We start from the raw sequence: 24,570 nt of genomic DNA, 5'->3' as shown, positions 1-24,570 counted from the left end.
GACACGGCAAGGGCAACGACAACCGAAATACGCAATGAGGCGGTGACGCATGGGAAAGCGGAAGAAAGAGCTGGAAGTATTCGCGGACGAGCGCCGGGCGATCGCCGCGGCTCGCAGAGAGCTGCAGGCGGACATTCACCAGTCGAACGAGCTGAAGGCCGGCTATGCGGCGCTGCTGGAGAGATACGAGAAGTTCATGCGGGAGACGGGCAAGATCTGGAACATCAGCGACTCGCAGAGCCTCGCGCTCATGCGGATGGAGACCGAGCTGAAGTCGATGCTAGACAGCGCCGGTCAAGGGTTCCTGACGATCGACGGCGACTTGAAGGTTCAGAAGCAATCCAGCGCCGAATGCAAACGGATTCTCGGTCGCAAGCTGGCGGGGCAACCGTTCGCCGAGCTGATCTGGCCGAACGATCCGGACCGGCGAGGGGAGGCTGAAGCCCTCCTCGCCCATATGCTGGAGAACGAGGCGGACGCGGAAGCTTACGCCAAGCAACTGCCTTGCGAGTTCGAGAGGAACGGGCTGCTCGTACGGATCGAATACAAACGAATCGTGAAGAAGGCGGGAGACGAAGACGACGCGCGGATCATGATCATTCTGACCGACGTGACCGAGCAGCAGCAATCCCGGGAGCGGCTTGAATATCTGAGTACGCACGATACGTTGACCGGCTTGTACAACCGCAGCTATATCGAGCGGCGAATGAACGAAGGGCGGGAGCCCGTCGACGCGCCGCTTAGCATGATCATGACCGACATGAACGGACTTAAGCTCGTGAACGACGTGTTCGGACATCTGCGCGGCGACGAGCTCTTAGTCCGCAGCGCCTCGTTGCTGAAACGATCGTTCGGCGCCGAAGCCGTCTGCGTCCGGTGGGGCGGCGACGAGTTCCTCGTATTGCTGCCGGGAGCGGACGCCAAGGCTTGCGCGGAGAAAGTGGCGCTCCTGAACGAAGCATGCGCGGCCACGGCGCCCGATCCGATCAAGATCAGCATGGCGATCGGAACGGCGACGGCGAGACCCGGCGCGCGCGATTACGCGCAGCTGTTCCAGCAAGCGGAGAAGGAGATGTACAAGAAGAAGCTCATCGAGAGCCGCAACGTCCGCAAGAAGCTTATCGAGGATATTTCCGAGACGATGTACGAGACGGGCATCGAGGATCCCGCCCACATCGAGCGGCTGACGACGATGGCGGTCGAGCTCGCGGAGCGCCTCGGCATCTCGCGCAATTCCGCCCAGATGAACACGCTGCAGCTTCTCGTCAAGCTTCACGACGTAGGCAAGATGGCGATTCCGCGAGAGGTGTTCCGGCACGATCGCGACTTGACGCCGCAGCAATGGGACATTATGCGCACGCACAGCGAGATCGGCTACCGGCTGGCGTTCTCTCTCGGAGAGCCCGCGCTGGCGGAAGCGATACTGTCTATGCACGAGCGATGGGACGGCAAAGGCTATCCGTACGGGCTTCAGCAGGAGCAAATCCCGGAGATGTCCAGGCTGCTCGCGCTCGTCGACGCGTACGATATCATGACGCACGCGCAGTCTTACCGCAAGCCGTTGACGAAGGAAGAAGCGATCGGCGAGATTATGGAGAAGAGCGGCACGCAGTTCGATCCGCTCGTCGTAGAGGTGTTCGTCAGCTGGATCGACAAGGCCATGTAAGCCTAACGAACGTCGGTATAGACGTTATAAACGAATAGGCACCGCATAACGGAAGATCTGCTCGCATCCGAGGCAGATCTTTCATATTTTGTACAATACGGGTACAAGCTGTACATGACGACACGAGGAGGTGCGCATCAGAAGCGATGACCCGACAATCATCCCATCCAAGCAATCAACGACACTCGCCGCAAGGGCCAAAAAGGGACCGGCGCAGACGAACGGCATCGCCGGCGCTCCGGACGATGTTCAACTATGCGGCGCTGCTGATCGGGGCTTTCCTGATCGCCGTCAGCTTCAATCTGTTCCTGTTGCCCAACAAGATCGCCTCGGGCGGCGTATCGGGTATTTCCGTCATCGTCAATTCGCTCTTCGATATTCCGCCCGCTTACGTGCAATGGACGCTCAATATTCCGCTGTTCATCGCGGGCATTCTCGTGCTCGGCAAGCAATTCGGCGTCAAGACGGCGGTCGGATCCGTGCTGTTGCCGCTGTTCGTCCTGCTCACTTCCCATTGGGAGCCGCCGACGCACGAGCCGCTGCTCGGCGCGCTGTACGGCGGTCTCGGCGTCGGACTCGGACTCGGGCTCGTGTTCCGCGGCCGGGGCTCGACGGGCGGTCTCGATACCGCGGCGCAAATCCTGCATCGCCTGACCGGTCTGCGCCTAGGCCTTGCCGTCGCCGTGTTCGACGGCTGCGTCATCCTGTCGGCGGGCTTATTCATCTCGCTAGAGAATGCCCTCTACGCGCTGATCGGATTGTTCGCGACGAGCAAGACGATCGACTTCGTGCAGACGGGCGCGCAATCCTCGAAGGCGGCATTCATTATCTCGAAGCAGCCGGATATCGTATCGAACGCGATTCTGCACGATTTGGACAGAGGCTTGACGAGGTTGCAGGGAGTCGGCGGGTATACGGGGGACGAACGGCCGGTGCTGCTCGTCGTCGTCGGGCAGAACGAGGTGACGCGTTTGAAGCTGCTCGTGCGCGACGCGGATCCGGACGCTTTCGTCATCATCAGCAATGCGGCCGAGGTGTTGGGCGAAGGATTCTACGACGACAAGCAACTCTAATAAGGTGGACGGCAATTCGTGAAAATGTTGTGAATATTGTTGTATAAATAATACTTCGAGTGTATAATAATTCATCATCAGTCCTTGCGAAATCGGCTTTCATTCCTTCCATTTATTCGGTACAATGAGTGTGGTTTTCTATGGACGGGACGGGGTTGCAGGCTGTTTATGGACACACGCTCGCGCGTCCGAATATCGCGAATCGGCATGGAGGAATGACAATGAATACTGCGCATATCCGCGCTGCGATCGTCGGTTCTACCGGCTATGGCGGCGTTGAACTCATTCGACTGCTTCAATCTCATCCTTACGTAACGGTAACGTCGGTCATCTCGTCGTCGGCTGCCGGCACGTCGCTTGCGGATTCGTTCCCGCATTTGACGGCCGTTCACACGGACCTGCTCGACGGCGTCGACGCGGAGCTCATCCGCGGCAAAGCCGACGTCGTGTTCCTCGCGACGCCGCACGGCGTCAGCATGAAGCTCGCGCCGGAATTCCTGGCCGCCGGCTTGAAGGTCATCGACCTGTCCGGCGACTACCGCTTGAAGGACGGCGAGACGTACCGCAAGTGGTATAAGCACGAGCCGGCGCAACAGGCCGATGTCGAGCGCGCCGTCTACGGTCTCTCGGAAGTGTACGGCGACCAAGTGGCGAAGACGGACTTCGTCTCCAACCCGGGTTGCTACACGACGACGTCGCTGCTCGGCCTGTATCCGGCGGTTCAAGCCGGCTGGATCGATCCGGACAGCATCATCATCGACGCGAAGTCCGGCGTATCCGGAGCGGGACGCGGCACCGGCCTCGGCACTCATTTTTCCGAACTGAACGAGAATTTCAAAGCTTACAAAGTCAACGCGCACCAGCATACGCCCGAGATCGAGCAAGTGCTGTCCGAAGCGGCGGGACGGCCGGTCATGGTTACGTTCACGCCCCATCTCGTGCCGATGACGCGCGGCATCCTATCGACGATGTACGCCAAGATGACGGAGAATCGCAGCGCGGAACAGTTCAACGAGCTGTACCGTCAATTCTACGAAGGCAGACGGTTCGTCCGGATTCGTCCGAACGGCCAATTGCCGGCGACCAAGGAAGTCTCGGGTACGAACTATTGCGATATCGGCTTCTCCGCGGACGAGCGGACGGGGCGCATCACGATCATTTCGGTTACCGACAACCTGGTCAAGGGCGCGGCGGGTCAAGCGATTCAGAACTTGAACCTGACGATGGGCTGGGACGAGACGCTCGGGCTGGCGTTCACGCCGGTCTATCCATAATTCACGGACGAGAGGGAAGACGGACATAATGGGACAACAGCTGTTTACGATCGTGCAGGACGGCGGCGTCACGACGCCCAAGGGCTTCAAGGCGGCCGGCTTGCACTGCGGATTGAAGAAGACCGATCGCAACGACCTCGGCGTCGTCGTCTGCGATGTTCCGGCGGCCGCGGCCGCGGTATATACGACGAACCTATTCCAAGCGGCTCCGCTGCTCGTGACGCGCGAGAGCTTGAACGAAGGCGGCACGCTCCGCGCGATGCTCGTCAACAGCGGCAACGCCAACGCTTGCACGGGTGCGCAGGGCGAGGCGGACGCTCGCGAGATGCAGTCCCGCATGGCCGAAGCGCTCGGCGTGAGCAAGCACGAAGTAGCCGTCGCTTCCACGGGCGTCATCGGCGTCCTGCTCAAGATGGATAAGGTGAACGCGGGCATCGCGCAGCTGCCGTCTAAGCTGCAGGGCGACGAGCAAGCCGCGGAAGAATTCTGCAAGGCGATCCTGACGACCGACTTGGTGAAAAAAGTAAGCTGCGTGCAGCTGACGATCGACGGAGAGTCCGTCACGATCGCAGGCGCGGCGAAGGGCTCGGGCATGATTCATCCGAATATGGCGACGATGCTCGGCTTCGTGACGACCGACGCCAAGATCGGCTCCGGCCTGCTGCAGCAAGCGCTTCGCGAAGTAACGAACCTGAGCTTTAACATGATCACGGTAGACGGCGACACGAGCACGAACGACATGCTCGTCGCGATGGCGAGCGGACTCGCGGGCAACCGCGAACTGACGCAAGACCATCCGGACTACGCGGCGTTCTTCGCGGGACTCACGCACGTATGCCAAGAGCTGGCGAAGATGATCGCCCGCGACGGCGAGGGCGCGACGAAGCTGATCGAGACGTCCGTCGTCGGCGCCGCGAGCGACGAGGACGCGCAGGCGATCGCGAAGACGATCATCGGATCGAGCCTCGTGAAGTCGGCCGTCTACGGCGCGGACGCGAACTGGGGGCGGATCATCGCAGCCGTAGGCCGCGCGGGCGTGCCGGTCGACGTGAACACGGTCGATATCCGTCTCGGCGACATTCTCGTTCTGGAGCAATCGAGCCCGGTCGTCTTCGATGAAGACGTCGCGCTGGAATACTTAAAAGGCGATACCGTCGAAATCCATGTGAACCTGAACATGGGCAGCGGTAAATCGCTCGCTTGGGGCTGCGACCTGACGTACGATTACGTGCGCATTAATGCCGCCTATCGGACGTAAGGGAGCGACGGACATGAGTACACAACGATTCGTGATGAAATGCGGCGGAAGCACGCTGGCCGCGCTACCCGACGCGTTCTTCGAAGATTTGCGCGAGCTGCAGGAGCGGGGCGTTCAGCCGGTCATCGTGCACGGCGGCGGCCCGGCGATCAACGAGACGCTCGGCAAGCTGGGCATCGAGAGCCGGTTCGTGAACGGCTTGCGCGTAACCGACGAGGCGACGCTCGACGTCGTGGAGATGGTGCTCGCCGGTCGCATTAATAAGGAGATCGTGCGCAAGCTTGGCAAGAACGGTGCGAAGGCGATCGGCCTGTCCGGCACGGACGGCAACCTGATCGAAGCGAAGCCCGTCGCCAATAGCGACGAAGTCGGCCTCGTCGGCGACGTGACCGGCGTGAACGCGGCGATTATCGAAGGGATCATCGCGCTCGGCTACTTGCCCGTCATCGCCCCGATCGGCATCGACGGTGCGAGCCAGCGCTATAACATTAACGCGGACACGGCGGCCGGCGCCGTCGCTTCGCATCTCGGCGTCGACACGATGATCGTCGTCACCGACGTACCGGGCATTATGCGGACGGTGAACGGCGAGAAGACGGTGCTGCCGGAAGTCACGTTCGCGGATATCGAAGAGATGATCGCCAGCGGCGAAATCTACGGCGGAATGATCCCGAAGGTGCGCGCCGCGATGAGCTGCTTGCACGGCAACGTTCAAGAAGTATTGATCGTGGACGGCTCGGCGGAACGCGTGTTGAGCCGGGCGGTAACGGAAGGCCGAATCGGAACGCGGATCAAACGCGGATAAGGGGAGATCGACATGAGCGAGAGCGCATTGTTTAACACGTATGCCAGCTATCCCATCACGCTGGTGAAAGGGAAGGGAACGCGCGTATGGGACGACCAAGGCAAGGAGTACCTCGACTTCATGAGCGGTCTGGCCGTGGCCAACCTCGGCCATGCCCCGGATAGCGTCAAGAACGCGGTCCAGGCCCAACTCGAAGAGCTGTGGCACGTTTCGAACCTGTTCGGCAACCCGAACAAGGAGAAGGCGGCGAAGCTGCTCGTCGAGAACAGCTGCGCCGACGCGGTGTTCTTCTGCAACAGCGGCGCCGAAGCGAACGAAGCGGCGATCAAGCTTGCTCGCCGCTATCAGCAGAAGGTCAGAGGCGTAGACCGTTACGAGATCATCACGTTCACGCAGTCGTTCCACGGACGTACGTTGGCGACGCTGACCGCGACCGGCCAAGACAAGGTCAAGGAAGGTTTCCAACCGCTGCCGCAGGGCTTCAACTACAACGTGCCGCTGCACGATATTCCCGCTCTGGAAGCGGCGATTAACGAACATACGGCGGCGATCATGCTCGAGCTCGTGCAAGCGGAAGGCGGCGTCATTCCGGTCGATCCGGACTTCTTGCGCCAAGTCCGCGCGCTGTGCGACAAGCACGGCCTGCTGCTCATCATCGACGAGATTCAAACCGGCATGGGACGCACGGGCAAGCTGTTCGCCCACGAGCACTACGACGTGCAACCGGATATTTTCACCCTTGCCAAGGGCATCGGCAGCGGCTTCCCGGTCGGCGCGATGCTGGCGAAGGGTGACGTCGTGAACGGCTTCGTGCCGGGCGCGCACGCGACGACGTTCGGCGGCACGCCGATCGCCATGGCGGCGGTCGTCGCGACGATCGAGACGTACTTGAAGGACAACGTCGTCGCTCGCGCGGCTGCCGCATCGGAGTATCTCCTCGCGCAGCTGCAAGAGAAGCTCGGGGGACTGCCGATCGTCGATCAAATTCGCGGCAAAGGGCTGCTGATCGGCATTCTGTGCAACGAACCGGTCGCGGATCTGGTATCGGAGCTGCACAAGCGCGGTTTGCTCGTCGTCACGGCGGGCCCGAACGTCATTCGCTTGCTGCCTAGCCTGATCATCACCAACGAAGACATTGATACCGCGGTGAACCTGATCGCGACCGTATTGACGGAGCACGTCGCGGCGACCGCCGCGCGTCCATAGGAAGAGAGGGATTTCCATTGCATACGACGCTTAATCAAGAAGAGATGGCTTTGCGCCTGAAGGGCAGAGACTTCCTCGGACTTAGCGATTATAGCCCCGAAGAGATCCGTTACCTGCTCGATCTCGCGATCGAGCTCAAGCGCAAGCGCAATGCCGGCGAAGTTTACCAACCTCTGCTCGGCAAGACGCTAGGGATGATTTTCGAGAAATCGTCTACGCGCACACGAGTGTCGTTCGAGGTCGGCATGTTCCAGCTCGGCGGCCACGCGCTGTTCCTAAGCAAGAACGACATTCAGATGGGCCGCGGCGAGACGATCAGCGACACGGCGCAGACGATGTCCCGCTACCTCGACGGCATCATCATCCGCACGTTCGGTCACCGCAACGTGATCGAGTTGGCGCGGGGAGCGACGATTCCGGTCATCAACGCGCTGTCCGATCAATCCCATCCTTGCCAAGCGCTCGCCGACTATCAGACGGTGCTCGAGAAGAAGGGACGTCTGGAAGGGCTCAAGATCGCCTACATCGGCGACGGCAACAACATGACGCACTCGCTCATGATGGGCGCCGCCAAGCTCGGCATGAACTTCGCTAGCGCTTCCCCCGAAGGGTACGACCCATCCGCGGAAGTCGTCCGTCAATCCCGCGAAGTCGCGGCGCAAACGGGCGGCCGCGTCGACATCGTGCGCGATCCGCGCGAAGCGGTCGAAGGTGCCGACATCGTCTACACCGACGTCTGGGCGAGCATGGGCTTCGAAGAGGAGCAGAAAGTCCGCGAGCAAGCGTTCAAGAGCTACCAAGTGAACGAGAACCTCGTCGGATCGGCGAAGTCCGACTACCTGTTCATGCACTGCCTGCCTGCCCATCGCGGCGAAGAAGTGAGCGAAGGCGTCATCGACGGCAAGCATTCCGTCGTCTTCGACGAAGCGGAGAACCGGCTGCACGCGCAGAAGGCCATCATGGCCGCGATCATGTAATCCAGAGATAAGCAATTATTTTAACGATACGAAGGAGCTTCAACGAACCCATGGCTAAAGAAAAAATCGTTCTCGCCTACTCCGGCGGTCTCGACACCTCGGTCATCCTGACGTGGCTGAAGGAAACGTACGACGCGGAGATCATCACCTTCACCGCGGACATCGGCCAGAAGGATGAGCTGGACGGCCTCGAGGAGAAAGCGATCAAGACCGGCGCGTCCAAAGTATACATCGACGACCTGCGCGAGGAATTCGCGAAAGACTTCATCTACCCGATGTTCCAAGCCGGCGCGCTGTACGAAGGCCAATACTTGCTCGGCACGTCCATCGCGCGTCCGCTCATCGCCAAGCGCATGGTCGAGATCGCCATCGCCGAAGGCGCGACCGCGATCGCGCACGGCGCGACGGGCAAAGGCAACGACCAAGTCCGCTTCGAGCTGACGGCAGCCGCGCTAACGCCGGACATCCGCGTTATCGCGCCGTGGCGCGACGAAGCGTTCCGCGAAGCGTTCCCGGGACGCGCGGAGATGATCGCCTACGCCGAGAAGCACGGCATCAACGTGCAAGCGTCCGCGGCGAAGTCCTATTCGATGGACCGCAACCTGCTGCACATAAGCTTCGAGAGCGGCGTGCTCGAGGATCCGTGGTTCGATTCCAGCGCGGACGACGTTCAGGACATGTACGTATTGAGCGTATCGCCTGAAAAAGCGCCCGACGTGGCAGAATACGTAGAGCTCGATTTCGAAGGCGGCAACTGCGTGGCGTTGAATGGCGAGGCGCTCAGCCCGCTGGACGTCATGGAGAAGCTGAACGAGCTGGGCGGCAAGCACGGCATCGGACGCGTCGACATGGTCGAGAACCGTTTCGTCGGCATGAAGAGCCGCGGGGTATACGAGACGCCGGGCGGCAGCATTCTGTTCGCCGCTCATCGCAAGATCGAATCGCTCACGATGGATCGCGAAGTGATGCACTTGCGCGACTCCCTCATCGCGAAATACAGCTCGCTCGTCTACAACGGGTTCTGGTTCGCGCCGGAGCGTCTGGCGATCCAAGCGCTCGTGAACGAGAGCCAGAAGAACGTGACGGGCACCGTCCGCCTGAAGCTGTACAAGGGCAACATCATGGCCGCAGGCCTGAAGAGTCCGGTCAGCTTGTACAATCCGCATATCGCGACGATGGAAGCGGATCCTACGAAGGCGTACGACCAAGGCGACGCTACCGGCTTCATCCGCTTGAACGCGCTGCGTCTGAAGGTATCTTCCGGCGTGAACGGCGCTTCGGGCATTAATCGATAAGCAACACCAAATTGGGAGAAAGGGCCGCGAGGCCTGCCGAACCATCCCCCGCCTCGGGCGGGGCTATGCGGGAGGCACCCTCGCGGTTCCGGCTCCCCTTTTGCCGTTATCGGCGAGTTTAACATTCCGAGGGGTAGGGGTAACGCAATGAGCAAGCTGTGGGGCGGAAGATTCACGAAGCAAACCGACCAACTGGTCGAAGAATATACGGCGTCGATCACGTTCGACAAGGAGCTGGCCGAGGAAGACATCCAAGGCAGCCTGGCTCACGTAACGATGCTCGGCAAGTGCGGCATTCTGCCGGCGGACGACGTCGAGAAGATCAAGGACGGCCTGCTCAAGGTTCGCCAGAGCATCCTGCGCGGCGATCACCAGTTCGTCGTGGCCGACGAAGACATTCACATGAGCATCGAGAAGGCGCTGATCGACGAGATCGGACCGGTCGGCGGCAAGTTGCACACCGGGCGCAGCCGCAACGACCAAGTCGCGACGGACATGCACCTGTACTTGCGCAAGCGCGTCGTGGAATTCGTCGAGCAGCTCCGCAAGCTGCAAGAAGCGCTCGTCGGACAAGCCAAGCAGAATCTCGACACGATCGTGCCGGGCTACACGCACTTGCAGCGCGCGCAGCCGATTCTGTTCGCGCATCATCTGATGGCGTACGTGTCCATGTTCGGACGCGACATCGAGCGCCTGCAGGACAGCTACAAGCGCATCGACGCGCTGCCGCTCGGAGCGGGGGCGCTCGCGGGCACGACGTTCGCGATCGACCGCCATTTCACGGCGCAGCAGCTGAACTTCGGCCGCGTGTACGAGAATAGCCTCGACGCCGTCAGCGACCGCGACTTCATCGTCGAGTTCCTCGCGAACGCGTCGCTGATCATGACGCACTTGTCGCGCTTGAGCGAAGAATTGATTCTCTGGTCGTCGACCGAGTTCCAATTCGTCGAACTGGACGATGCGTTCTGCACCGGCTCGAGCATTATGCCGCAGAAGAAGAACCCGGACGTGCCGGAGCTCGTGCGCGGCAAGACCGGCCGCGTGTACGGCAACCTCGTCGGCTTGCTGACGGTGCTGAAGTCGCTGCCGCTCGCTTACAACAAGGACATGCAGGAAGACAAGGAAGGCATGTTCGACACGGTGAAGACGCTGCAGGGCGCGCTTCAACTGTTCGCTTCGATGATCGAGACGATGAAGGTGCGCAAGGAGAACATGCGCCGCGCGGTCAACCAAGACTTCTCGAACGCGACCGACATCGCCGACTTCCTCGTGAACAAGGGGATGCCGTTCCGCCAAGCGCACGAAGTCATCGGCAAGACGGTGCTGTACTGCATCCAGCAGGGCAAGTTCCTGCTCGATCTGAAGCTGGAAGAGTTCAAGCAGTTCTCGTCGTTGTTCGACGAGCGCATCTACGACGTGCTCCAGCCGGAAGCGGTCGTCAACGCGCGCAACGTCTACGGCGGCACCGCGACTCCGCAAGTCGAAGCGGCCATCGGCCGCGCCGAGGCGGACCTCGCCGGCGTAGCGTCGTGGGTCGAGGCATACGCGGCGAAGGCGAAGTAAGGGTTAAAATGCGGAGAGGGTTAACGCATCGGAAGAATTTCCGGAGTGTTAACCCTCTTTTTGCATCGTAACTCGATATCATCGCGCTATTGCGAGACGCCGAGCCTAGGTTTCCCGAGTAACTCGGTACCACCGCGCTATCAGTAACCCGGAATACCCGTGCTAAATCGTCCCAAGCGGTGGATTCCTTCCCAGTAACCTGGAATACCCGTGCTAAATCGCCGCGAGCCGCGGAATCCCTCCCAGTAACCCGGAAATTCCGCGTTACTTCCGATTCCACCCCCGCACCAAATCAAAAAGACCCGGGCACATGCCACACATGCCCGGGTCTTTCCCGCAATTCCTCACACCGGCTCGATCGGCCCCGCGTCCGGCGTAGGCGCCGGCTTGCCGTCGTCCGCCGGCTGCAGCCGCTCGTCGGCCGGGTTGACCGCGACGAGCGCGTCGGTCGCGCGGTACGTGTCCTTGGACAGCCGCTTGCGTTCGGCGACGACGCCGTCGACGAGCTTGATCCGGTACGACTCGACGATGAAGCCGGGCTCGCCCTTCTGCACGGTGTTCGTTTTGCCGAGCGTAAGCTTGTCGTTGGCGACGTACACCGTCTTCGGCGGATTCATCTTGATCTCCACGGTCTCGGTCTTGTAGGTCACGTTCTCGGGCAGCGTGCCGAACAGCTTGACGGTCAGCTTCTTGTTCTCGACGACGGTGCGGATGAGCAGTTGCTTGCCGGTCGAGTTGCGAAACTTGAAGTTGATGTAGCCGTCCGCGTAAGTCGCGTCGAGCCCTGCCGGCAAGTAATGCACGGCGAGGGAATGGTTGCGGCGCTCCACGATATCGAGACCGGCGAGGAGCGCGGCGTTGTACAGCGTGCTGGACACTTGGCATATGCCGCCGCCGATGCCCGGCGTAAGCTTGCCCTTCAAGATGACGGGCGCTTCCTTCCAGCCGTACTTGTCCTCGGCCAGCTGCACGATCTTGCCGTAGTCGAACACCTCGTCCGGCATGAGCAACGTCTCGTTAAGCGCTTTGGCGGCCGCGGTGACGTTATGGGACCGTCCTTCGCCGCTCGTCGTGAACGACGTCGTGAACTCGGCGATTTTCCGCTCGAGGCCTTCCGCCTTGAGCTTCTCCACCGTCACTTCCGGATACGATTCGAAAATAGTCAGCTTCAGCTCGTGCGGCTCGATCGCCGGATCGCCCGCGAGAGACGAGGGAGCGAGCTCGCGCACCTGGTCCAGCATCCCGGCGACGTCCAGCGTTCGGCCGAGCGTCTCGGGCGTATAGACGACCTCGTCCCGCGCGTTGATCGTTCTCGTCGCGTCCTTCGGCTGTCCGATGACCAGCGGGCGCCAGGTCCGGTTCGCCGCGTCCCGGAACGCGGACTCGTCCCAATTCACCTTCATGCCGTAGGTTCCGCCGACATCCCCGCGGTACCTCGTCTTCGCTCTGTCCCACCAGCCCAGATCGCGGAACCTCTCGATCGCGGCGACCCCATCCGAGACGTCGATGCTCATTCCGAGCTCCTTGACCGTCAGCGAGGGCGCTCCTAAGCGCGAGCCGGCGGCATCCGATACGGCGACCGATTCGGCTTCCCATTCCGCCACGCGAGTGTGCACCCGGTCCAGCGCGATGCCGGCCGATACGCCTCCGAGATCCAATCCGGCCACCGCGAACCCTTCCGGCAACGCGTCTTCGCTTCCGTACGCCATCGCGCCTCCGATCGCGATGCCGAAGCCCGCGATCGCGAACGCCAATACCCCCGTTAAGATCCACCCTTTTCTCATCTGCATCCCTCTCCCGTTCCTTGCTATCCGCAGACTGAGCGCGCGCCATCGTACCGAAGTCCTCCCGTCGCCGGGACGAACGGACCCCTCGTACATTTCTCTACTCATATATACATAAGCGCCCGCGAATGGTTCTCCTCCAAGATTAAAAAATTTTTAAAAATTAGTTAAAGTCGTTGCCGGACTAAGGCGCTCGGGCTTTATATCGACAGATTTCCCTATCGATTCATCGACAAAGAGAGGAATATAGGTCATGATGTCGAAGTATCTAAGGTCTGAATCTTAACAGGAAGTGATCCTAACCGTGATAGATATGCAGGACATCTGGAAGACCTACCCCGATGGAACCACGGCCCTACAGGGCATTAACATCGTCATAGACCGCAACGAATTCGTATACGTCGTCGGACCGTCCGGCGCGGGCAAGTCTACCTTCATGAAGCTCATTTACCGCGAAGAAGTGCCGACCAAAGGACAGATTTCCGTCAACGGATTCAATATAGGCAAGCTTAAGCATCGTAAAATCCCGTTCGTACGGCGCAATATCGGCGTTATTTTCCAAGATTACAAGCTGCTTCCGAACTTGACCGCGTACGAGAACGTCGCCTTCGCGATGGAAGTCATCGAGACGCCTCGCCGCGTCATTCGCCGCCGCACGATGGAAGTGCTCGAGCTCGTCGGACTGAAGCACAAAGCCAACAGCCTGCCCGCCCAGCTGTCCGGCGGCGAACAGCAGCGCGTCGCGATCGCCCGCGCGATCGTCAACAGCCCCGCCGTAATCGTAGCGGACGAGCCGACCGGCAACCTGGACCCCGAGACGTCGTGGGGCATCATGAAGCTGCTCGAGGAGATCAACTTCCGCGGTACGACCATCGTCATGGCCACGCACAACAAGGAGATCGTGAACACGATGCGCAAGCGCGTCATCGCGATCGAGAGAGGCAATATCGTGCGCGACGAGATGAGGGGGGAATACGGCTATGAAATTTAGCACCGTAGCCCGCCACCTCCGGGAAGGCGTCAAGAACGTCGGCCGCAACGGCTGGATGTCCATCGCCTCGATCAGCTCGATCGCCGTCTCGCTGTTCATCCTCGGCATCTTCATGCTGCTCGCGCTGAACGTGAACAAGATCGCCGATCAAGTCGACAGCCAAGCGCAGATCAGCGTCTACCTCCAACTGGACATCAACAAGACGAAGACGGAGGAGATCGAACGATCGATCAAGCGCATTCCCGAAGTGAAGAGCGTCACGTTCGTCTCGAAGGTGGAAGGGCTCGAGCGGTTCCGCGAGAGCATGGGAGACGCGGGCAAAGCCGCGCTCGAAGGCTACGAGGACGAGAACAATCCGCTTCCGGACATGTTCGAGGTCGAAGCGTTCGATCCTCAGAAGATCGGGTTCGTCGCCAAGCAGATCGAGGCGCTGAACGAGACCGACCCGCAGAAGTCGATCATGGAAGTGAAGTACGGCAAGGACGCGATCGAACGGTTGTTCAAAATCACGAACGCGATCCGCAACATCGGCCTCTTCATCGTCGTCGGCTTGGCGGCCATGGCCATGTTCCTTATCTCCACCACGATCAAGATGACGATCATCGCCAGACGCCGCGAAATTTCGATTATGAAGCTCGTCGGCGCGACGAACAGCTTCATCCGCTGGCCGTTCTTCATCGAAGGCGCGATCATCGGCTTCATCGGCTCGTTCCTTACGACCGCCGTCCTGATGTTCGGCTACAGCAAGATGATGAGCGAGACGAGTTCGACGATCGGGCTGTATCAGATCGAATATTTGTCGCTGAACGAAGTGGGCTTCGTGGTCGGCGGTTCGATCCTCGCGCTGGGCACGTTGCTAGGCATATGGGGCAGCACGCTGTCCGTACGCAAGTATTTGAAGGTCTGACGTTAGGTCAGAAGGAGGATACACATACACGTGACAAGGAAAATCGCGCTGCTGCTCGCCATGCTGGTCGTAGCCGCCATCGTCGTCCGTCCCACCGAGGGTCAAGCCCTTACGCAGATTCAGAAGATCGACCAGGAGCTGAACGCGCTAAAGAAGGAGATGGAACGCGCCCAGAACAACCAGAAGGCCGCGGACAGCAAGGTCCACAAGCTGAACGGAGACAAGGCCGCGACCAAGGAAGACATCGACAAGCTGAACGCCGACATCCAACAGGTACAGAAGAAGCTGAATGACACGCAGGATAAGATCGACGCGGCGGAAGAGAGAGTTCGCCTGACCGGCCAGGAGCTGGAGAACGCGATCAAGCAGCGCGATCTGCGCCTCGAGCTGATGGACAACCGCGTCCGCATGGCGTACATGGCCGGGCCTGCCTCGTTCCTTGACGTGCTCATGGATTCGTCCGACCTGCCCGACTTCTTGACGCGGCTCGATTCGGTCGAGGCGATCGTCAAGCAAGATAACGATATCGCCGAGCAAGCGAAGGACTACAAGGAAGAAGTCGAGCTGAAGAAGCAACAGGTCGAGACCGAGCTTAAGAACGTCAAAGACCTGTACGCGGAGATGCAAGCGAATAAGTCCGAGCTCGAAGCGAACGAGCAGGCGAAGGAAGCGATGCTCGCGAACATCGCCGAGCAGATCCACGAGATGGAAGAGATCAGCGAGGAAGCGGAAGCCCAGCTGAAGGAATTCGCGAAGAAGTCCGCGCAGCTGCAGGCGAAGAAGAAGGCGCTCACGCAATACTACAAGGGCGGCAAGCTCGGCATGCCGCTGAAGACCGAATACCGTCTTACCTCGGCGTTCGGCTATCGGACCCACCCGATCTACAAGACGAAGCGTCTGCACACCGGCATGGACATGGCCGTCGCGAGGGGAACGCCGATCTACGCGGCGGAATCCGGACGCGTCATTACGGCCCGCTCGATGAGCGGCTACGGCAACTGCGTCATCATCGATCACGGCGGCGGCCTGTGGACCGTATACGGCCATATCATGAACGGAGGCATTCTCGTCAAGGAAGGCGAGGAAGTCAAGCGCGGCGAGAAGATCGCGTTAGTCGGCTCGACGGGCGATTCGACGGGCAACCACTTGCACTTCGAAGTCCGCAAAAACTCGGAGCCGGTCAATCCGGCGCCGTACTTGAAATAATCGCTCACGGAAGAAGACAGCCGATCCCCCGACGAAGTGGCCGGGTCGGCTGTTTTTTTATGGCAACCGTTCGCGCTTGGTCTTGATGGAATCGGCGTCGCTTGTCATAATCAATAAGAGGGCACAACACAGGGAGTGGGAACGACGTGTGGGTTCGAGGACGCACCGTATTGGCGTTAATGGTGCTTGCGGCCGTTGCGGCGGGCATGACCACTTACGCGGCCATGCGATATCCGGGGTTTCTGGCGATCGATACGCAGAACGGGGAAGAACCGGCGATCGCTTCGCCCGAACAAGGAATCAACGAGAAGGAACTAGAGAAGTTGAATAAAGCGTTCGGTCTCATCCGGGAGCGGTTCCTGTTGCCCGCCGACCGCGAACGGTTAATGGACGGGGCCATTCAAGGCATGGTCGAAGCGTTGAACGACCCGTATTCCGTCTACAAATCGGAGTCGGAGTCGGAGGCGTTCTCGGACGAACTCCAAGGCGCGTTCACGGGCATCGGAGCGAACTTGACGTTGGTGAAGGGAACCGTCGTCGTCGAGTCGACGATCAAGGGAACGCCGGCGGAGCGAGCGGGCTTGAAGTCGAAGGACGTGCTGCTGTCGGTCAACGGGGAGAGCCTGCAGGGGCTGACGCTGAGAGACGCGATCGCGAAGATCCGCGGCCCGAAAGGGACGAAGGCGAAGCTGGGCGTGAAGCGCGAGGGCATCGAAGGTACGCTCGACCTGGAGCTCGTGAGAGACCGAATCGACGCGGTTACGGTGAACTCGGAAATCGCCGAAGAAGGCATCGGTTATTTGGCTATTCATAAATTTACGTTCGATACCGCGAGAAGCGTGGCGGAGGAGTTGGCGCTGCTCGAGCAGAACGGCCTGAAGGCGCTCGTCATCGACGTGCGGGACAATCCCGGCGGCACGGTGCAGGCCGCGGGGGAAGTCGCTTCCCAGTTCGTCGTGAAGGGCAAGCCGATCATGCAGAATGAATATCGCGACGGCACGTTCCAAACCGATTACGCGGAACAGGGATTGGCTGAGGCGAAGCCGTATCCGATCATCGTCCTGATCAACAGGGAAAGCGCGAGCGCCGCGGAAATTCTCGCGGGCGCGCTGAAGCAGTCCGCGGGGGCGCTTCTCGTCGGCGAGACGACCTATGGCAAGGGAACGGTGCAAATCCCGTACGAAGAGGAACTCGGGGACGGCAGCATTATGAAGCTGACCGTGTACAAGTGGCTGCTGCCGGACGGCGCATGGGTGAACGGAACGGGCATCAAGCCGGACGTCAAGGTGTCCCAGCCGGATTACTATTACGCGTTGCAGTTGCCTAGAGGCGTCGTCATGAAGCAGGACGACGCGGGCGAGCAGGTGGCGAATCTGCAGACGGTGCTCGAAGGCGTCGGCTTCCCCGCCGACCGCCGCGACGGCTACTATAGCGAGGGCACGCGGGAAGCGCTGGAACGATTCCAACGGCAAGAAGGTCTTCAGGCGACGGGCGCCGTCGACGACGCGACCGCCGTCCGGCTGGAGGAAGTGCTGTATGAAAGGCTTCAGCACAAGGAATACGATAAGCAACGGCTCGCCGCGTTGAGCCAAGCCCGCGACCGGATCGGCGCCGGCGAATAACAGGAATCGGGCGGTCGCGGGTCGAATACGTATAGGCCGGCTTCGGCCGCACACAATGTAACGACAGAGGAGACGGGCGGATGGAGCCTTATCTGGATCTATTGCGCGAAGCGGGACAAGCCGCGATTCGGCTGTTCGCGCAACCTTATCTATATATCGCGGTACTGATCGTCTATTGGCACGCGAGGCAAGGGTCGCTGTTGCAACGAAGATTGTTCCACGTCCGGCTGTACGGGGCGCTCTACTTGTCGATGCTGCGCGTCTTGGCGGGCTTGGGCGTCGGCGTCGCGCTGTCGCTCGCGGGGCTTGCCGCCGGCGCGGAATTGACCGAGGGCACGCTGCTCTGCGTATGGATCGCGATGGGCGTGCTCGCCATCCTTCGATTGCGCTATATTTGCCTTGCTTACGCGGCGGGAGCGCTCGGAGTGCTGCAAGTCGCGCTCGATGCCGTCGGAACCGATTCGCTGTCGCAAGGATTCTGGCTGGACGTCGTTAACGAAGTGGACGCGATCAGCGTCCCGAGCCTGTTGTTCCTGGCCGGCGTCCTGCACGTCGGGGAAGGCGTGCTCGTGCGGCTGCAGGGCGCGAAGCAAGCGATTCCGCTATTCCTCGAAGGGAAGCGGGGCAAGCCGATGGGGGCGTTCGCGCTGTCCGGCGCCTGGCCGATTCCGCTGCTCTGGCTCGTGCCGTCCGGCAGCGGAATCGCGTTGCCGTGGACGCCTTTGTTCGGGCAAGCGGACGGCATCGCCGGCTGGAGCTTGATCGCGTTCCCGGTATTGATCGGCTTCAGCGACCGGACGTGGACGCAGTGGCCGGAGAAGAAGGCGAAGACGTCGGGCAATCTGCTCGTCGTCTATGGCGTCTTAATAGCGGGCTTGGCGGCCGGCGCCGAATTCTGGTCGCCTCTGACGATCGTCGCGGCCGTCGCCGCGTTCGCGCTTCATGAAGGGCTGCTTCTGTTCGGCAGAAAGCGCGAGGAAGGACGCGGTCCGATCTTCGGGCAGGACGGCTCGGGCGTGAGGGTATTGGCGGTATTGCCGGGTACGCCGGCGCAAGAGATGGGCTTCCAGTCGGGCGAGATCATCAAGAAGGTGAACGGCGCGTCCGTCCGGACGAAGGAAGAGCTTCACGCGGCGATCGGGAAGCAGGCCGCGTTCACGAAGCTGGAGGTCGTGAACCGCGAAGGGCATATCCGCTTCGTTCAACGCGCCAAGTACGAAGGCGAGCATTACCAGCTCGGCTTGATTCTGGCGCCGGACGAAGACGTCGATTACGTCGCCGCGCCGCGTTCCGCCTCGATCTGGCAGGGACTGAGGGAAGCGGGCGCCAAGCGGAGATTCGGACGCACCGAGGCGGCCAAAGCCCGAGCCCGGTACGACGCCGAGCGAGCGGCTGCCGAGCAGGCCGCCGCGATAGCCGCCGAAGCGGAAGCCGAAGCGCTGGCGAACGAATCCGCCGATTCGGGACTGCCGTCGCGCGTCGCCGCTTCCAAAAAGAAGTATTGACTTCGTCGCTCTCAGGAGCTATTTTATAATGAACCATTCACAAACGGCTCCCTAGGGTTCCACGCCATGCCCCGCGCATGGCGGTTCGGTCCGAGAGGGGGCGCGTCTTCCGCAGCGGCGGGGACGGACACGGAGGGACAAAAGCCCGGGAGTATCGTGATGACGAACGCGAAGGAAGCGCCAAGCTTCCCTTGCGATCGCCGATACTTCCGGGCTTCTCTGCGTTCAGGGGCCGTAATGGGACACAATGTATGACGTAAGGAGGCGCGAAGCGCATGGAAATGAATCGGTATTGGTTCGTCTTATTGTTCGGCGGATTGTGCGAGATCGGATGGGTATCGGGGTTGAAACACGCGGACGCGTTCGGAGAGTGGGCGTTGACGCTGGTCGCGATCGTCGTCAGCTTCGGCGCTATCGCTTACGCGATGAGCGCGCTGCCGGTCGGCACGGTATACGCCGTATTCACGGGAATCGGAGCCGCGGGGACGGTGTTCGCCGAAGCGATCTTCTTCGACTTGGAGTTGAAGCCGGACAAAGTCGCGCTCGTTATTCTGTTGATCATAGGAATCGCGGGCTTGAAGCTGACGACTCCGAAACCGCAGGAAGAGAAGGGGGAGTCGTAACATGGCATGGATTTCGTTAATCGTGGCGGGACTGTTCGAAGTCGTCGGCGTGCTCGGCATGAATCGCGTGAAGGCGAAGCGCAGCGCCGGCAACATCCTGCTTGTCATAGGAGGATTCATCTGCAGCTTTACGTTGTTGTCCGTGGCCATGAAGTCGATCTCGATGGGAACCGCGTACGCGATCTGGACCGCGATCGGCACGGTCGGCGGGACGCTCGTAGGCATGTTGTTCTACGGTGAATCCCGCCAACCGGTCCGCATCTTCTGTCTGGCGCTCGTCATCGCGTCCGTCGTCGGACTGAAGGTGATCGGGGATTAAGCCGGCGTCTGCTGGCCGATGAAGAACAACGCGATCGCGCCGGCAACCGCAAGGCATGCTAGCGTGAACAACGCAATTTTCCACGCGCTTCGCGGCACGTAGCCGGAGACGGTACCCGTCTGGCCGTTCACCATGTAGTGGTAAGACTTGCCTTGGTACGTATAGCTCGCGTTCCATACGGGCAGCAATAAGTGCTTGTAAGTAACGTCGCTGTAAGTCGTCCGAATGTCGAGGCTTCGAATCTCGTCTCCGCCTATACGCCCCCGGATCTCGCGTTCGAGCCGCTCCTCGGCTTCGTTCTGCGCGCGCTCCCAGCCTTCCTCGCACGTGACCGAATACTTCTCGGAGATGTAGCCGCTCAAGTACTCCGGCTTATACGGCAGCAACTGCCCGAGATCGAAGTCGCCGAGCTTCTGCAGCAGCTTCGCGTTATAGTGTCCGGAAGCGGGGACGAGCATGTCGTCGAACGCCCGGTCGTGGTCGCCGTTGACCCGCGTCCACACGGTATAGCGCTCCTGTTCCGTCGTCGTCTCCGTCTTGCCGTTCACGATTCTCGTCTTCTGCACCGTGCGGTAATGGTAGTCGCCGCGTTCGGCCGAATAGACGGAATACGTGTCCGTGTCGTACGTCCAGTACGGGATATAGATACTGCTTAGCTGGGAACTGACGTTCATCCGCTTGAATGCGCTCGGCAGGAACCACCGTTTTTTCTTCCAAGCCGCGAACGACGCGCGGGCCTCTTCCCCCGAGATTTGAAAAGGAACGAGCGTCTCCGGGCGAATCGTCTCGGTGTCCTCCTGCTCGAGCACTTTGGGCGAGCCGCAGAAGGCGCAGGAGCCCGTCGTCTGCCCGGCCGGAATGAGCGTCTCCCCGCCGCAGCTCTCGCAATGGATCGCCGTCTGCTTCGTGCCCCAATCGCGCAGCCCGGGAGAATCGCCCGCGCCGCCGAACGGATGCTCTCGCGGCTCGGCCAGCGCGTTCTCGATCGTCTTGTCCGCGCCGCAATACCGGCACTTCAGCCCTTGGGTTTCGGAATCGAACGCCATCGGTCCCCCGCACCCGTCGCAAGGGAAGCGGACGGCCTCGGCCGGCGCGTTCATCGTGTCCGCGCTCATCCGCTACGCCTTCGTTCCGCAGTCGGAACAGAACTTCGCCGTCGCCGCCAGCTCGCGGCCGCACTCCGAGCAGAACCGCTTCTGCGGCCGCGGAGAACCGCATTCCGCGCAGAACTTCTCGGCCGGCTGAAGGAGGTGGCCGCACGCGGCGTTGGAGCAGGCAACCCCGCCGGCCGCCGCCGCGGGAGCCGCCGTTTGCCCGGCCTGAGCTTGCTGCTGCGCTTGCGGAGCACCCGCGCCGGCGTTCGAGCCCGCGCCGATGTTCGGCTGGAACAGCTGTCCCATCGTTTGCCCGATCGCCATGCCCGCGCCCATGCCCGCTCCTAACCCGGCGCCTCCGCCGCCTTCGTTGTTCGCCGCGTCGCGGATCGCTTCGGCGGTCTGGAACTTCATGTAGTTGTCCATGTTGCCGAGCACGCCCATCGACGAGCGCTTGTCGATCATCTTCTCCACTTCCTCGGGGAGGGAGAGGTTCTCGATCGTCAGCGCCGTCAGCTTGAGGCCCATCGCTTCGAATTTCGGCTGCAGCCGAAGCGCCGCCTGCTCGCCGAGCTCCTCGTAGGAGCTGGCCAGATCGATCGCCGGAATTTTCGATTCCCCGATCAAGTCGCTGACGCCGGAGACGATGATCGATTTCAGGAAGCCGGCGATGCTCTCGGTCGAGAATTCTTTCCTCGTGCCGAAGATTTCGCGCAGGAACGCGGCCGGATCGCCGACCTTGACCGCGTAGCTGCCGAAGCCGCGCAGTCTCACGACGCCGAAGTCGGCGTCCCGCATCATGACCGGGTTCGTCGTGCCCCATTTGAGATCGGTGAAGTTCGCCGTGCTGACGTAGAAGACGTCCGCTTTGAACGGCGAGTTGAAGCTGTATTTCCATGATCTAAGCGCGGTGAGCACCGGCATGTTCTGCGTGCTGAGCGTGTACGTGCCCGGGCCGAACACGTCGGCGAGCTGGCCTTCGTTCACGAAGATCGCCGCCTGCGATTCGCGGACGACGAGCTTGGCGCCCATCTTGATCGCGTTGTCGTACGCCTCGAACCGGTGCACGAGCACGCCCTTGTCGTCCAGCCATTCGATGACCTCGATAAATTGCCCTTTAATGAAATCCATGAATCCCATCGCGCGTCTCTCCTTTTTCGGGTGGTCCTGTTCCTCTCTATTCAGTCTAAGCGATTCCGCGCATATTACAAGGTTTGCCACGTTCGTTTTGACGCGCTCCGCGCAAAAAGTTATAATAAAACGAGAACACACATTCGTGAAAAAACGACATCGGAGCGTTCATTCGAAGGGAGTTATGCCTAGCATGTCGGATACGGAAATAGTGAACCGCCCCTTTAAGCTCGTGTCGGAATATACGCCGCAGGGCGATCAGCCGGAGGCGATCCGCGAGCTCGCGGAAGGCATCGAGACGGGGAGAAGGCACCAGACGCTGCTCGGCGCGACCGGCACGGGCAAGACGTTCACGATCGCTCAGACGATCGCCAAGGTGAACAAGCCGACGCTCGTCATCGCGCACAACAAGACGCTCGCCGCGCAGCTGTGCAGCGAGTTCAAGGAGTTCTTCCCGGAGAACGCCGTGGAATACTTCGTCAGCTACTACGACTACTACCAACCGGAAGCGTACATTCCTTCGACGGATACGTATATCGAGAAAGACTCCAGCATCAACGACGAGATCGACAAGCTGCGCCACTCCTCGACGTCCTCGCTGTTCGAACGCCGCGACGTCATCATCGTGGCCAGCGTCTCGTGCATCTACGGCCTCGGTTCGCCGGAAGAGTACCGCGATCTGCGGCTCAGCTTGCGCGTCGGCATGGAGCGCTCCCGCAACGCGATCCTGCACAAGCTGGTCGACATTCAGTATCAACGGAACGATATCAACTTCACGCGCGGCACGTTCCGCGTACGCGGCGACGTCATCGAGATCTTCCCGGTGTCGCGCAGCGACCAGGCGATCCGCGTCGAGATGTTCGGCGACGAGATCGAGCGGATTACCGAGATCGACGTGCTGACGGGCGAGATTACCGGCACGCGCGATCACGTCGTCATCTTCCCGGGTTCCCACTTCGTGACCGGCGAAGAGAAGATGAAGCGCGCGCTCGTCAACATCGAGCGGGAGCTCGAGGAGCGGCTCGCCGAGCTGCGCGAGGACGGCAAGCTGCTGGAAGCGCAGCGGCTGGAGCAGCGTACCCGCTACGACCTGGAGATGATGGCCGAGATGGGCTTCTGCTCCGGCATCGAGAACTACTCGGGTCCGATGACGTTCCGAGAACGGGGCGCGACGCCGTATACGCTCATGGACTTCTTCCCGGACGACTATCTGATCGTCATCGACGAATCGCACGTAACGCTGCCGCAAGTGCGCGCGATGTACAACGGGGACCAAGCCCGCAAGACGGTGCTCGTCGACCACGGCTTCCGCCTTCCTTCCGCGAAGGATAACCGGCCGCTGCGGTTCGAGGAGTTCGAAGAGAAGGCGAAGCAACTCGTCTACGTGTCCGCGACGCCGGGGCCTTACGAGATGGAGCAGTGCCCGACGATGGTACAGCAGATCATCCGGCCGACAGGCCTCGTCGATCCGATCATCGAAGTTCGTCCGACGAAGGGACAGATCGACGATCTACTCGGCGAGATTCGCGTACGCATCGCGAACGACGAGCGCGTGCTCGTGACGACGCTGACGAAGAAGATGTCGGAGGACCTGACGGACTACTTGAAGGAAGTCGGCATCAAGGTCCGCTATTTGCACTCGGATATCAAGACGTTGGAGCGGATGGCCATCTTGCGGGATTTGCGGCTCGGCACGTTCGACGTGCTTATCGGCATCAACCTGCTGAGGGAAGGCTTGGACTTGCCGGAGGTTACGCTAGTCGCCATTCTCGATGCGGATAAGGAAGGCTTCCTGCGCTCGGAACGCTCGCTCATCCAGACGATCGGGCGCGCGGCGCGCAACTCCGAAGGTCGCGTCATTATGTACGGGGACAAGATCACCGAATCGATGGAGAAGGCGATCGGAGAGACGGAACGCCGCCGCGCGATCCAGACCGCGTACAACGAGAAGCACGGCATCACGCCTCAGACGATCCGCAAGAAGGTGCGCGACGTCATCGAGGCGACGAAGGTCGCCGAGCAGAAGAGCTCGTATTTGACGGGCAAGGACGACCTGGGCAAGTTGTCCAAGAAAGACCGTCTGTCCGTCATCGAGCGCCTCGAAGCCGAGATGAAGGAAGCGGCGAAGAGCTTGCAGTTCGAGCGGGCCGCCGAGCTTCGGGACGCCTTGCTGGAATTGAAGGCGGGACTGTAAAAGTTACGAATAGCGAACATCCGATGAATAAGGAAGCTGACAAGACGAATGTCTTGTCAGCTTTTGCTGTTAGATTA

The 24,570-nt window shown here is 60.8% G+C and carries 20 protein-coding genes and 1 riboswitch; of the genes, 17 read left to right on the top strand and 3 right to left on the bottom strand.

Annotated features, from left to right (window positions below):
• Positions 1 to 49 precede the first annotated feature (49 nt).
• From ACFQZG_RS19025 to argH, 9 genes are all read left to right on the top strand, one after another.
• Positions 50 to 1,666 carry a bifunctional diguanylate cyclase/phosphohydrolase gene (locus ACFQZG_RS19025; protein WP_378155350.1) on the top strand — a complete coding sequence of 539 codons (1,617 nt, stop codon included), beginning with the start codon at positions 50 to 52 and terminating at the stop codon, positions 1,664 to 1,666.
• 245 nt (positions 1,667 to 1,911) lie between these two features.
• Positions 1,912 to 2,739: a YitT family protein gene (locus ACFQZG_RS19020; RefSeq protein WP_378155348.1), complete on the top strand. Its 828-nt coding sequence runs from the start codon at positions 1,912 to 1,914 to the stop codon at positions 2,737 to 2,739.
• A gap of 221 nt (positions 2,740 to 2,960) precedes the next feature.
• Positions 2,961 to 4,013, top strand: coding sequence for an N-acetyl-gamma-glutamyl-phosphate reductase (argC, locus tag ACFQZG_RS19015; protein ID WP_378155346.1), 1,053 nt, complete (start codon positions 2,961 to 2,963; stop codon positions 4,011 to 4,013).
• 28 nt (positions 4,014 to 4,041) lie between these two features.
• On the top strand, positions 4,042 to 5,271 hold the full coding sequence (gene argJ / locus ACFQZG_RS19010; RefSeq protein ID WP_378155344.1) for a bifunctional ornithine acetyltransferase/N-acetylglutamate synthase: 1,230 nt from the start codon (positions 4,042 to 4,044) through the stop codon (positions 5,269 to 5,271).
• A 13-nt stretch (positions 5,272 to 5,284) separates the two neighbouring features.
• Positions 5,285 to 6,076, top strand: coding sequence for an acetylglutamate kinase (gene argB / locus ACFQZG_RS19005; RefSeq protein ID WP_378155342.1), 792 nt, complete (start codon positions 5,285 to 5,287; stop codon positions 6,074 to 6,076).
• 12 nt (positions 6,077 to 6,088) lie between these two features.
• Positions 6,089 to 7,282: an acetylornithine transaminase gene (locus ACFQZG_RS19000; protein ID WP_378155340.1), complete on the top strand. Its 1,194-nt coding sequence runs from the start codon at positions 6,089 to 6,091 to the stop codon at positions 7,280 to 7,282.
• 44 nt (positions 7,283 to 7,326) lie between these two features.
• Positions 7,327 to 8,259 carry an ornithine carbamoyltransferase gene (gene argF / locus ACFQZG_RS18995; protein WP_378155593.1) on the top strand — a complete coding sequence of 311 codons (933 nt, stop codon included), beginning with the start codon at positions 7,327 to 7,329 and terminating at the stop codon, positions 8,257 to 8,259.
• A gap of 50 nt (positions 8,260 to 8,309) precedes the next feature.
• Positions 8,310 to 9,554, top strand: coding sequence for an argininosuccinate synthase (locus ACFQZG_RS18990; protein WP_378155338.1), 1,245 nt, complete (start codon positions 8,310 to 8,312; stop codon positions 9,552 to 9,554).
• Positions 9,555 to 9,701: 147 nt separating this feature from the next.
• Positions 9,702 to 11,117 carry an argininosuccinate lyase gene (gene argH / locus ACFQZG_RS18985; protein WP_378155336.1) on the top strand — a complete coding sequence of 472 codons (1,416 nt, stop codon included), beginning with the start codon at positions 9,702 to 9,704 and terminating at the stop codon, positions 11,115 to 11,117.
• A 344-nt stretch (positions 11,118 to 11,461) separates the two neighbouring features.
• Here the strand turns inward: argH and ACFQZG_RS18980 are convergent, their stop codons facing one another.
• On the bottom strand, positions 11,462 to 12,901 hold the full coding sequence (locus ACFQZG_RS18980; RefSeq protein ID WP_378155334.1) for a VanW family protein: 1,440 nt from the start codon (positions 12,899 to 12,901) through the stop codon (positions 11,462 to 11,464).
• Positions 12,902 to 13,205: 304 nt separating this feature from the next.
• On the opposite strand from ACFQZG_RS18980, the gene ftsE reads away from it, so the two are divergent.
• The 7 genes from ftsE to ACFQZG_RS18945 all read left to right on the top strand — a co-directional run bounded on the left by ftsE (position 13,206) and on the right by ACFQZG_RS18945 (position 20,074).
• A complete protein-coding gene (gene ftsE, locus ACFQZG_RS18975) occupies positions 13,206 to 13,892 on the top strand; it encodes a cell division ATP-binding protein FtsE (protein WP_378155332.1) in 687 nt (228 codons plus the stop codon).
• Positions 13,882 to 14,799 carry a permease-like cell division protein FtsX gene (ftsX, locus tag ACFQZG_RS18970; protein ID WP_378155330.1) on the top strand — a complete coding sequence of 306 codons (918 nt, stop codon included), beginning with the start codon at positions 13,882 to 13,884 and terminating at the stop codon, positions 14,797 to 14,799. The genes ftsE and ftsX overlap by 11 nt, the downstream gene beginning before the upstream one ends.
• A gap of 30 nt (positions 14,800 to 14,829) precedes the next feature.
• Entirely contained in the window at positions 14,830 to 16,005 is a 1,176-nt protein-coding gene (locus ACFQZG_RS18965) for a murein hydrolase activator EnvC family protein (protein ID WP_378155328.1), read from the top strand.
• 146 nt (positions 16,006 to 16,151) lie between these two features.
• Positions 16,152 to 17,627: a S41 family peptidase gene (locus ACFQZG_RS18960; protein ID WP_378155326.1), complete on the top strand. Its 1,476-nt coding sequence runs from the start codon at positions 16,152 to 16,154 to the stop codon at positions 17,625 to 17,627.
• 80 nt (positions 17,628 to 17,707) lie between these two features.
• On the top strand, positions 17,708 to 19,132 hold the full coding sequence (locus ACFQZG_RS18955; protein WP_378155324.1) for a PDZ domain-containing protein: 1,425 nt from the start codon (positions 17,708 to 17,710) through the stop codon (positions 19,130 to 19,132).
• 40 nt (positions 19,133 to 19,172) lie between these two features.
• Positions 19,173 to 19,286: riboswitch (guanidine-I (ykkC/yxkD leader) on the top strand.
• A gap of 121 nt (positions 19,287 to 19,407) precedes the next feature.
• Entirely contained in the window at positions 19,408 to 19,755 is a 348-nt protein-coding gene (locus ACFQZG_RS18950) for a DMT family transporter (protein WP_378155322.1), read from the top strand.
• A gap of 1 nt (position 19,756) precedes the next feature.
• Positions 19,757 to 20,074 (top strand): DMT family transporter, encoded by a 318-nt coding sequence (locus tag ACFQZG_RS18945; protein ID WP_378155320.1) that lies wholly within the window; start codon positions 19,757 to 19,759, stop codon positions 20,072 to 20,074.
• On the opposite strand, the gene ACFQZG_RS18940 is transcribed toward ACFQZG_RS18945, so the two are convergent.
• On the bottom strand, positions 20,071 to 21,189 hold the full coding sequence (locus ACFQZG_RS18940; protein WP_378155318.1) for a TFIIB-type zinc ribbon-containing protein: 1,119 nt from the start codon (positions 21,187 to 21,189) through the stop codon (positions 20,071 to 20,073). The two genes, ACFQZG_RS18945 and ACFQZG_RS18940, sit on opposite strands and share 4 nt — an antisense overlap.
• A 3-nt stretch (positions 21,190 to 21,192) precedes the next feature.
• On the bottom strand, positions 21,193 to 22,308 hold the full coding sequence (locus ACFQZG_RS18935) for an SPFH domain-containing protein (protein ID WP_378155316.1): 1,116 nt from the start codon (positions 22,306 to 22,308) through the stop codon (positions 21,193 to 21,195).
• A 184-nt stretch (positions 22,309 to 22,492) separates the two neighbouring features.
• Between ACFQZG_RS18935 and uvrB the strand changes: the two genes are divergently transcribed.
• A complete protein-coding gene (gene uvrB / locus ACFQZG_RS18930; protein WP_378155314.1) occupies positions 22,493 to 24,493 on the top strand; it encodes an excinuclease ABC subunit UvrB in 2,001 nt (666 codons plus the stop codon).
• Positions 24,494 to 24,570 lie beyond the last annotated feature (77 nt).

The sequence above is a fragment of the Cohnella sp. GCM10027633 genome, from assembly GCF_042675445.1.
Lineage (GTDB): Bacteria > Bacillota > Bacilli > Paenibacillales > Paenibacillaceae > Cohnella.
The sequence above is the reverse complement of the archived record's forward strand: the minus strand, read 5'-3'. Positions and strand labels throughout refer to the sequence as shown.